A 9397-nucleotide genomic window follows, 5' to 3' on the forward strand; every position below is an offset into this window, starting at 1 on the left:
TTTCAGTTGAGGGGCACTTTTGTATGCTCTTTTTTCGGACAATTTCCTCGTAACAGCTTTTCATCCCCTTGAATTTGCTCCGTTAGCGCAATCTTGATCGTTATTATGTGTTCGTAATGACTGCTTGCTGCTTTTGTCCTGTCAAAGTAAATGCAACTCCGTCGCATTTACTTTGACGAGGTTGCATTTACTCTGAAAATTTACCCGGCGCGAACGTGCCGAACTGCCTTTCCGTCGAAAAAGGATTAACGCTTGCTGAACTGGAACTTCGCGCGGGCGCCCTTCTGGCCGAATTTTTTGCGTTCGACCATGCGGGGATCGCGGGTCAGAAGTCCCGCCTTCTTCAGCACGGGACGAAGATCGGGATTCATCTTCAGAAGCGCGCGGGCCAGGCCGAGGCTGATCGCGCCCGACTGACCGGTGAGGCCGCCGCCCTGGGCGTTGACGAACACGTCGACTTTGCCCTCGAGCCCCGTCACGACCAGAGGAGACAGTGCCCCGCTCAGCCAGTTGTGGCGGGGGAAGTACTCGGCGGTCTCGCGGCCGTTGATCAGGAACTTGCCTTCGCCGGCAGCGATATGGACGCGGGCGATCGCGTTCTTGCGACGACCCGTCCCCCAGTAATAAGAAGTAGCCATCGAATCTCCTCCTTCTTTACAGAGTGATCGTCACGGGCTTCTGAGCCGCGTGAGGATGATCGGCGCCGGCGTAGACTTTCAGCTTGCGCCCGAAGTTCAGGTGATTGTGTTTGGGAAGCATGCCCTTGATGATGCGTTCGAGCAGGCGCACGGAGCTGCGCTTCATCGCTTCGCCGTAGGTCATTTCCTTGAATCCGCCGGGATAGCCGCTGTAGGAGTGGACCTTGGAGGTCTCCAGTTTGTTGCCGGTCAGGCCGACCTTGTCGGCGTTGATGATGACGACGAAGTCGCCCGTGTCGACGTGAGGCGTATAGATGGGCTTGTTCTTGCCCGTGAGGATCAGAGCGACGCGCGAAGCCAGACGTCCCGCGGGGACGTCGGTGGCGTCGATCAGGAACCAGTTCCGCTGAACGGTCTCTTTACGAGCCATGAATGTCCGGTTGCCGGTCATTCGAAACACTCTCCTTTTACGTTCTTGTTTTGAAATACTGCATGAGATCGGACCGCCGGGCTCTGGGGAACCCAAGGGATCCAGTGTTTGGAGCGCAACCGTCACTTCATCGATCAGAGGCCGTAGGGAAGTGTGTGACAACTCTACCAAAGCTCGAACGAGGAGGCGCGTTTCTCACAATTGGATATTATACTCTCACCAGCAGCGGATTGTCCAGTGGTCCGGGCAATCTGCCGCGTTTCGCCACCGGTTTTCCGTCAACTTCCTTGAGATCCAGCGTCATGTCGATCTGCGCGCCGTGGCAGATGTAGCTGCCCACGCCGAAGGTGTCGGCTCCGGCCTCGGAAAGGACGCGGATCCGCTCGGGCGTCAGGCCGCCGGTCGCGACGATCTTGACGTGTGTGAAGCCGGCCATGTCGAGGCGGTAACGGACTTCGCGGATCAATTCGGGGCCGACGCCGCCGCGCTCGCTGGGCGTGTCGAGGCGGATGGCGCCCAGATGCGGCCCAAGCGCCTGGGCGACGCGGAGCGCTTCTTCACTCTCGTCCTTGAACGTATCGACGAGCACGACGCGCGTTTCGCCGGCCGGCGTGATCTCGTCGTACACTTTGGCCAGCTTGAGAGTGTCGCCGGCCATCAGGATCGCGGCATGGGGGATGGTGCCGGAGGGGTTCTGCCCCAGCAGTTTGGCACCGAGGATGCAGCTCGCCCCGGCGCAGCCGCCGACTTTCACGGCGATACGCTCCATCACGGGCGCGACGGCGGGATGGACATGCCGCGCGCCGAAGCAGAGCACGGGTTTGCCGGCCGCGGCGTCGACGCATTCGCGGGCCGCCGTCGCCCAGCCGGTCGAAGACGCCAGCATGCCCAGCAGCGTGGTCTCGTACATGCCAAAGGCGCCGTACGGCCCGGTCAGGCGCATCAGCGTATCTTTCGGCTTGAAGGGCGTGCCCTCGGGAACGGCGTCGATGCGGACGTTTTTCCCGCGAAGAAGGCGAGCCGTCTCCTCCACGCCGGCGAAAATGCCGCTGCGGCGGGCGAAGACCTCCGCCACGACGGGAGTGTTCAGAAGGCCCATATGGTCAAGCAGATCGCGGGTCCTGATGAAATAGATGTCCGTGGTCAGACCGTTGAGGATTTCCTCGTGCGTCGCGCTGGGCAGACGGTCAGGGGAAACTTCTACCGACGCGACGTCTTTCAGAGTTTCGATGCTTGCAGTTGACATTGATCGCGGGTCCCTTTCGTATCAGAGAATGATCAAAGCAAGCGAGTTGAGCATGAACAGGGCGCAGACAATCACGGTGATCTTGGACAGGCCGGAGAAACGCGCCCACTGATTGGCCGTCGGATCGGCCAGCGTGGCGCCGCCGAAGATACCGCCGCGGCCTTGTTTGCGCGGCTGAAGCAAAACCACGGCCATCAGCACCACGCAAAGAAGAATCTGGACAATGGAAAGAAAAGTTTTCACTGGAGCGCACCTCCGAAAATTTTTGCTGAATCGTTCGTATCCATCTTACCCGATGAATTCCGAATGATTGTACCACAAAGTCCCGCCGGAGGGAAATCGGCCAACGGGGCGACCTCAAGAGGAATGTCTGCGCGCCTGATTTTCAACTTTTCAGGCGGTGCAGCATCTCGATAAAAGCCTGCGACGCCTTGGCCCGGTGCGATAATTTCGCTTTCGTCTCCGCCGGCAGCTCGCCGAACGTCAGGTCATATCCTTCGGGAATGAAAAGCGGGTCGTAACCGAAGCCGTTCCCGCCGCGCTTCTCCTGAATCACGCGGCCGTTGCAGTAGGCCAACGTCTGCCAATGAACGCTTCCGTCGGGAAAAGCCAGCACGAGCGCCGCGGCGTAACGCGCGAAACGGTCCGACTCGCCGGCCATGTTGGCGATCAGCCACTGGCGGCAGGCTTCGTCGTCTTCGCCGCCGACGCGCGAAGAATAAATGCCCGGCTGCCAGTTCAGCGCGCGCACCTCGATGCCGCTGTCGTCGCTGATGGCGGGCAGCCCCGTATGCTTTGCCCAAGCGCAGGCTTTCAGCGCCGCGTTTTCCAGAAAAGTGGCGCCGGTCTCCTCCACGCTCAACGGGCGTTCGCAATCGCCGCCGAAGATCAGTTCGATCCCGAGCGGCGCCAGAAGGGCGCGAAACTCTTCGTACTTGTGCCGGTTGCCGCTGGCGATCACCAGCTTTTGAAGCGAAACCCCGTCCATCACGATCATCTAACGGACCTCCCCGTCGTCCCATTGCAGCGTGCGGCGCTGCAACGCCGTCAGTTCGTGGATTCCCGCCGACGCCAGATCGAGCATCCCCGCCATCTCCTCGCGGGAAAACACGCCGCCTTCGCCCGTTCCCTGCACTTCGATAAAATCGCCCTGTCCGTTCTTGACGACGTTGAAATCGACCTCGGCGGTGCTGTCTTCCTCGTAACACAGATCCAACAGCAGCCGTCCCCGCACCTTTCCGACGCTGACGGCCGCCACCGACGACTTGAGCGGCAATTTCTCGAAAGCCCCCTGCCCGCGCAGCCAGCGCAGCGCGTCGACCAGCGCCACATAGGCGCCGGTGATCGAAGCGGTACGCGTGCCGCCGTCCGCCTGGATCACGTCGCAGTCGAGCGTGATGCAGCGCTCGCCCAGCGCGTCGAGATCCACGGCGGCGCGCAGCGAACGGCCGATGAGGCGCTGGATCTCCTGGCTGCGTCCGTTGACTCGCCCTTTTGCGGCATCCCGCGGCACGCGCACCGCCGTCGAACGCGGCAGCAGCGAATATTCGGCCGTCACCCAGCCTTTGCCCTGTCCGCGTAAAAAGGGCGGCACTTTGTCCTCCACCGTGGCCGTGCAGAGCACTCTGGTGCGCCCGCAGGAAATCACGCAGGACCCTTCGGAGTAAATGTTCCAGTTCCGTTCCATGGTCACGGGGCGAAGTGCGTCGGCCCGTTCTCTCGTCAAAGTATGAATCTCTTTTCGCCTCCATAAATAAAACGATAAGCAGTTTTTTCTGCCCGCGAGAATTTTGAAAAAAAAATACAAGATCAGCGCGCACGAGCGTTTCCCGCGCGCTGATCTCTCACTCAGCCGTTCGCGTTTTCCAATCCCCAGGGGTCGGAAAGGCGAATCGAGCCGACGTTCTGCACCCAGCGGCCTTCCTGAAGGAAATAGACCTGTTTGACCGGCAGGAAATTCTCCACGACCGTGCGCACGATCCCCGTCAGCATCAGCAAAGCGCGCTCTTCCGACATCTTTCCCAGGCCGGCGGCGAACCCCTGCGGCAGATCGAGATAAACGGCGATGCCGTCTCGATAGACATGCTTTGCCTCCATGACGTTGGCCCAGCTTTCCGAAGATTCCCGGAAGATCGCGTTCACGGCCTGGATGATCTCGTCTTCCTGCACCTCGGACAGGACTTTCAAGCTGGCTTTCACCATGCCGTCGCGTCCAAGCGGGTAGACCGCAAGCTCTTTGCGCGGCCCCACGACGCTGTCGTTCGAATCCTCGGCCGCCAGGAGACGCTGCAGATCCTCCGTGTTGGAGACGACATTTTCCTGCTTGAGCACGTTCTTGCGATCAAGCATCTTCAAAAACAGATCGGCCCCGTAATAACCTGCCGCCAGAAAGATCACCATCACGCTCAGCTGCGCCAGCACGCGCAGGAAAAGCGGCGCGCGCCGCCGCGGCTGATAATATTCCTCACGGTCGGGCGTTCGCGGCCGGCGCGAGATCTCATCGTTCACTGTCGATCACTCCTCAAATAGGATCTCTTTCCCAAGGACTCTCGGGAATTAACGGTTGATGAAGTTTATTATACCTGATGCGATCGATTCCGCCATCCGCTGCTGATACGCCGGCTGCGCCAAACGCTTCGCTTCCGACAGCTCGGTGATGAATCCCGTCTCGATCAGCACCGACGGCATGACCGCGCCGCGCAGCACCCAGAAAGGCGCCTGAGCGACTCGCTTCATGTCCAGCCGGCTCTCCTGCCCCGCTTTGAACAGCTCCTCGGCCAGATCGGTGCTTTCGTCGATCTTGGCATTCTGCTGCATGTTGCCCAAGATCGACAGCAGCATCTCAGTTCTCTTGTCCGACGATCCCTTCTTGCCGGAACTGTCCTCGGCTATCTCGGCGTTTTCGATTCTCGCCAGCGTCATGGCGTCTTTGTCGGTCGGCAGGGCCATGATATAGATTTCCACGCCTTTGGAATGGCGCCCTTTGGGCAGGGCGTTGAGATGGATGCTGATAAACACGTCCGCCTTCCAGTCGTTCGCCATTTGCGTGCGTTCCCGCAGCGTGGGATACGTATCCCCTTCCCGGGTCATGCGCACGGTCACCGCTCGCGAACGCAGCTCTTTCGCCACCCGCTTGGCAATCTGCAAGGCGAGATCCTTCTCCCGATACCCGTGCGCCATGGCGCCGGGATCCTTGCCGCCGTGCCCCGCGTCGATGACGACGAGTTTCTTGCCCTTGCGGGAACGCGGCGCCGGAGAAGGCGGCTTTTTTTCACGAGATTTGTCCTCTCCGCCTTTCGCGCCCAGCTTCTTATCATCCTTCTGGCTTCCGTCCCTCGCGGAAAACTCCCCGCTTTCGTTTCGACGCGAGGTTGTGTCGTCCAGCTTGAAATCCATGACAAGGCGATAAGGATCGCTCAACGTGAAGACTTTGACCGTTCTGCCGGGAAAAGAAAAATCCAGCCGCGCCGTGGAATCGTTCTTAACCGACAGGGCGATGTCGGAACGCGCGGATTTGAGGGCGCGCCTTTGCGAGGCCTTCATCGGCGCAAGCACCACGGTCAGCGTTTCATCCCGAACGGTATATGAAGGTTCGGCAGAGCCCTCGAGATCGATAACAGCCCGCACGTCGGCATGATCGCCGCCCCACCTCAGCGCTTTCAGCCGGGGAAGATCCTGCGCCTTTTGCTGTTCCCGCCGGAGCGGTCCCCGCTGTGGCGCGTCGTTGGCGGGCGTTTTCTTCCGATCGCCCGATCCCCGCTCCACCGGAGGCGTTTGCCGCTTTCCCGCCCCTGACCATTGCAAGGCCACGTTCCGCCCGTTTCTCTTCAGAAATTGCGAGAACACGCTCAGCACCGTGTCAGTGTCAACCCACCAGTGCCCATCTTCCATACGCGCCCGTGCCGGCAGAGCGACGACGCTGTACCCGATCCACACGACCGCCGCGCCGCGCACGAAGCGCAGCCCGACGGGAGCCTGCACGACCAGTTCCTCTTTTTCCCGCCGGGTCTGGTATCCAAGCCCCGCCGCTATCTGGTCCGCCGCAGCCATGCGGAGCGAATGAAACTCCTTCACCTCGACGCTTCCGGAAACTCCGGCACCGCTCCACTGCCACGTGCTTGCGCCGGCGCTCGAAACGACCCAAAGGCAAAGGAAAATGACAAGCGCAACGTTCAAACATTTATTTTCCAGCCACCGCAATATCGTCCACCACCATTGTGCAGCCGCCGAAACGGTCATAGAACCGTAAATCGCCGCCGACTTCAATAATTTTATTCAGGAATTCGCACAGATTCCCGGCGATCGTCACCGCGGAGACGGGGCGGGAAACGCCGTTCTTATGATACAGCCCGCGCGCCGCCAGCGAAAAATCTCCGCTGACCGAGTCAACCGTATGCAGCCCCATCAACTCAGTGACACGGAAGCAGCCGTCGTAAGCCGCCGCAAGCTCCTCCGCCGAACGCTTCCCGGGCACGACGAACAGGTTGTTCACGTCGACGTCGGGCACGGAGGAGAGCCCGCGGCTGCCGTTCCCCGTCGAAATCGTTCCCAGCCGTTTTCCGTATTGCAAATTGCTCAGCCAGGAAACAAGACGGCCGTGGTCAAGCAAAACCGTCCGCTGCGTAGCAACGCACTCGGCGTCGCAGGCGGCCGTTCCCATGCCGCCATACAGCCGTCCGTCGTCCACAAGCGTCACGACGGGCGAAGCCACCTGTTCCCCCATTTTGTCAGCCAGAAGCGTCAGCCCTTTGCAGACATTCGAGGCGAAAAACAGCACTGCCAGTCCCTCGAGAAAGGAAGCGACAACCTCCGGCTCGAGGATGAGCGTATAGCGCCCCGTCGGCAAAGGCTCACCGTGCAGCAGGCGTACCGTGCGCGCGACAGCCTCGTCGACCGGCAGCCGGGAAGAGAGTGCCGCCCGAGAACGCCCGTCCAGACTCGCTCCGCCAATCTCGACGGCCTCGCCGTCCTCCGCCATTACTGTGACGCCGATCCCGCCGGCGGTGGAACGACTTTGACAGGAAACGCCATAACTGTTGATCGTCAACGATTCTTCCCAGCCGATAAAAACACTGGCATCGCGCATCGTGCGCACACGTCGGTCGAGAGCTCGGGCCTGACGACTCATTTGCAGACAGAGCTCGATCTGTTCCCGAGGATCCCACGCGACCAACCCAGGATCGTAAATGCCCAGATCGACCGCCGGAACTGCCGGCTGTGTCCTCGCAAAGACGACGTCGTCCTCCGCGGCGCCATGCCGCGCATTGCGAAAAGCGTTTTCGCACAGCACGGCGACGGCGCGGTCGTCGATATCATAAAGGCTCGCTACGCCCTGGCGATGCTTCCGGTCCAGAATGCGCAGCCCAAGACACTCGGAAATCGAAGAATGACTTTTTTCCAGCGCCTCATCGCAGACCGAAAACGAACGACTGCCATAACCGCACCAGACACATTCCTCCGCCAATGCTCCGCCGGCTTTGGCACTAGAAAGCATGCGCTCGAGCAAACGCCGCGCCGTGTCGATATTCATCCAGGCGCCCTCTACATCCTCAACCCCAATCGAGCCCACGGCAAAAGATTTTCAGGAACCGACACGCCGAAATGGTATCCCGGGCGCCCTCTGCCATGATAATCGGACCCCGCCGTGACCTCGAGGCCGTTCGCCGCCGCCAGCGCTTTGTAGGCCTCGCTCTGCTCCCTGCTGTGGTGCCCCGAGTAACATTCAAGCCCCCATAGCCCAAGCGATTTCAGCCAGCGCAGAATGTCCGGCAGTTCCTTGATATCCGAGCACGTCTGCACCGGATGCGCCAGCACGGAAAGGCCGCCCGCACGATGGATCGCGCGGATCGTTTCTTCAGGCGACAAACTGACCTTGTGAACGTACGCCTTCCCTTCCCGTCCCAAATACTCCGAGAAGGCCGTCGGCACGTCGCGGACGATCCCCCTGCGGATCAGCGCATAGGCAAAATGCGGACGGCCGACAACGCCCTTCCCCGCTTCATCCTGAACGTCCTTCAGCGTTATGGGGATCCCCAGTTCGTTCAACTTGGCAAGAACCCGACGGTTGCGCTCCTCACGATAATATTGGATCTTTGCCAGCGCCGCACGAAACTCTTCGTCCTGAGGATCATAATTATAGCCCAAGATATGCAGTGTCCGCGGATATTCCGCGGAGATCTCCACTCCCGAAACAGCTCTGATGCCCAACTTGCGGCACATCGACATGAAGGCGGGAACGCCCTTCATCGTATCGTGATCGGTCAGGGACATCACCGCCAGCCCGCGTTTTTTGCCAAGACGCGCCAGCGCTTCGGGAGAATCGCTCCCATCAGAACAGAGACTGTGAAAATGCATATCGACGCGCATCATTTACGTTCGTCCGCCTTTCGCGAACAAACTCCCCATTTCAAGATGCCCATGAGCAACGGCAAACGCGCCGCAAAACATGGTATCAACTCCTTTCGCCGTCCCGCCGAAAAAACGACAGAACGACCCACTGCGTTAACTATAACAGAATTTAAGCCATTTTGCGAAAAGAAACCGGGCGCTCCGCCACAAATTGGTATTTTCTCCTATTTTTAAATTCAGCGTGAAGATCCCCCTGCGGATTTCGCCGACGCCGCCCATACGGCCGTAACAGATCCTGCTTCAGCCGAAAAAAAGCAAAAAAAAAACCACGACGAAAGTCGTGGTGAACCGACCATGGTGGGCCGCAGAAGATTTGAACTTCTGACCTCTCGGTTATCAGCCGAGTGCTCTGACCAACTGAGCTAGCGGCCCTCTTTCGTGAGTACACGAGGAATTGTACCACAAAATTCTCATTTGTGAAGCCCTGAAATTTATTTTCCTCCCAAATCGGCGGTTGAAAGAGAAACACCACAAGGCCGAAGCGAGCAGAGTTTATAAAAAAGGCCGGCCCGCGGCGGGAAGGATTTTCCGCAGCGGGCCGGCGATTTTCGAGCGAAGATTTCAAGCGAAGCTTTTGAGCGAAGCTTTTAAACGAAGCTTTTCGAGCGGAGAAAGGAAGAGAAAAAGAGAAGAAGGAAGAAGTAAGGAAGAAAAAAACAGAGACACGGGCGACGA

General features: G+C 59.5%; 10 protein-coding genes and 1 tRNA gene. All 11 read right to left on the minus strand.

All coding sequences use genetic code 11. From position 1 onward, the window contains the following. Positions 1-245: 245 nt before the first annotated feature. Entirely contained in the window at positions 246-638 is a 393-nt protein-coding gene (gene rpsI, locus D7D26_RS11220) for a 30S ribosomal protein S9 (protein WP_120373100.1), read from the minus strand. A 16-nt stretch (positions 639-654) separates the two neighbouring features. Beyond that, positions 655-1089, minus strand: a complete 435-nt coding sequence (rplM, locus tag D7D26_RS11225) for a 50S ribosomal protein L13 (protein WP_120373101.1) — start codon at positions 1087-1089, stop codon at positions 655-657. A gap of 187 nt (positions 1090-1276) precedes the next feature. Further along, complete coding sequence (locus D7D26_RS11230; RefSeq protein WP_120373102.1) at positions 1277-2314, minus strand: nicotinate phosphoribosyltransferase; 1038 nt, start codon at positions 2312-2314, stop codon at positions 1277-1279. Positions 2315-2335: 21 nt separating this feature from the next. Continuing rightward, positions 2336-2557: a preprotein translocase subunit SecG gene (secG, locus tag D7D26_RS11235; RefSeq protein ID WP_078016248.1), complete on the minus strand. Its 222-nt coding sequence runs from the start codon at positions 2555-2557 to the stop codon at positions 2336-2338. A 142-nt stretch (positions 2558-2699) separates the two neighbouring features. After that, positions 2700-3311 carry an RdgB/HAM1 family non-canonical purine NTP pyrophosphatase gene (gene rdgB, locus D7D26_RS11240; protein ID WP_078016249.1) on the minus strand — a complete coding sequence of 204 codons (612 nt, stop codon included), beginning with the start codon at positions 3309-3311 and terminating at the stop codon, positions 2700-2702. Further along, complete coding sequence (gene rph, locus D7D26_RS11245) at positions 3312-4040, minus strand: ribonuclease PH (protein ID WP_255415990.1); 729 nt, start codon at positions 4038-4040, stop codon at positions 3312-3314. A gap of 122 nt (positions 4041-4162) precedes the next feature. After that, positions 4163-4822, minus strand: coding sequence for a hypothetical protein (locus tag D7D26_RS11250; RefSeq protein ID WP_078016250.1), 660 nt, complete (start codon positions 4820-4822; stop codon positions 4163-4165). 48 nt (positions 4823-4870) lie between these two features. Further along, on the minus strand, positions 4871-6490 hold the full coding sequence (locus D7D26_RS11255; protein ID WP_158606352.1) for an N-acetylmuramoyl-L-alanine amidase family protein: 1620 nt from the start codon (positions 6488-6490) through the stop codon (positions 4871-4873). 4 nt (positions 6491-6494) lie between these two features. Beyond that, complete coding sequence (locus D7D26_RS11260) at positions 6495-7844, minus strand: TldD/PmbA family protein (RefSeq protein ID WP_120373104.1); 1350 nt, start codon at positions 7842-7844, stop codon at positions 6495-6497. A gap of 11 nt (positions 7845-7855) precedes the next feature. Further along, positions 7856-8683 (minus strand): PHP domain-containing protein, encoded by an 828-nt coding sequence (locus tag D7D26_RS11265; RefSeq protein WP_120373105.1) that lies wholly within the window; start codon positions 8681-8683, stop codon positions 7856-7858. 334 nt (positions 8684-9017) lie between these two features. Beyond that, positions 9018-9094: transfer RNA gene (locus D7D26_RS11270), tRNA-Ile, on the minus strand. Between the last annotated feature and the right edge of the window lie 303 nt (positions 9095-9397).

This window comes from Pyramidobacter sp. CG50-2 (genome assembly GCF_003612005.1).
In the GTDB taxonomy this organism is placed as follows: Bacteria; Synergistota; Synergistia; order Synergistales; family Dethiosulfovibrionaceae; genus Pyramidobacter.

What these genes read in the sequence shown, in the direction of transcription:
- rpsI (WP_120373100.1), bottom strand. Translation starts at nt 638, where the DNA reads ATGGCTACTTCTTATTACTGGGGGACGGGTCGTCGCAAGAACGCGATC.
- rplM (WP_120373101.1), bottom strand. Translation starts at nt 1,089, where the DNA reads ATGACCGGCAACCGGACATTCATGGCTCGTAAAGAGACCGTTCAGCGG.
- D7D26_RS11230 (WP_120373102.1), bottom strand. Translation starts at nt 2,314, where the DNA reads ATGTCAACTGCAAGCATCGAAACTCTGAAAGACGTCGCGTCGGTAGAA.
- rdgB (WP_078016249.1), bottom strand. Translation starts at nt 3,311, where the DNA reads ATGATCGTGATGGACGGGGTTTCGCTTCAAAAGCTGGTGATCGCCAGC.
- D7D26_RS11260 (WP_120373104.1), bottom strand. Translation starts at nt 7,844, where the DNA reads ATGAATATCGACACGGCGCGGCGTTTGCTCGAGCGCATGCTTTCTAGT.
- D7D26_RS11265 (WP_120373105.1), bottom strand. Translation starts at nt 8,683, where the DNA reads ATGATGCGCGTCGATATGCATTTTCACAGTCTCTGTTCTGATGGGAGC.